The 711-nt window shown below is 43.9% G+C and carries 1 protein-coding gene; it reads left to right on the forward strand.

Features of this window, described 5'->3' with window-relative positions; genetic code table 11:
• Window positions 1-711: 2-isopropylmalate synthase (locus ACS8FD_RS20545; protein ID WP_459252162.1), on the forward strand; the 711-nt coding region annotated here is incomplete at both ends.

The raw sequence follows: 711 nt of genomic DNA on the forward strand, positions 1-711 counted from the left end.
TTTCGTAAATATCGTCCATTTGCGTTTGCACCTTCACTACCGGATCGCACATGGCCAAGTAAAACTATTGAGGCATCGCCAATATGGGCGAGTGTCGATCTACGTGACGGTAATCAAGCTCTCATTGATCCAATGACTATCGAACAAAAAATGCGCTTTTTTAAAACTTTGGTGGATGTGGGTTTTAAAGACATTGAGATTGGGTTTCCATCGGCGGCGCAAGTTGAGTTTGATTTTGCTCGCAAACTTATCGAAGAAAACCATGTACCAGATGATGTGACCTTGCAAGTATTGGTGCAAGCACGTGAGCATCTGATTGCTCGAACCTTTGAATCTTTAAAGGGGGCCAAACGAGCCATTGTTCATGTTTACAACTCAACTTGCCGCGTACAGCGTGAAAAGGTTTATGGCAAAGATAAGTCTGAAATTAAAGAAATTGCAATCACTGGTGCCAAGCTATTGCAGCAGTATGCTGCCAAATATCCAGAGACAGAATGGGTATTCCAGTACTCACCTGAGAGCTTTAGCCAAACTGAAACTGAATACGCTGTGGAAGTCTGCAACGCCGTCTGCGACGTATGGCAACCGCAACAAGGACAAGAGGTTATTCTTAACTTACCAGCAACCGTTGAAGCCTCAATGCCTAATATTTTTGCCGATCAGGTTGAATATTTCTGCCGCAATCTTGCCCAGCGTGAGCATGTGATTATT

The sequence above is a fragment of the Psychrobacter sp. 1U2 genome (assembly GCF_051847575.1).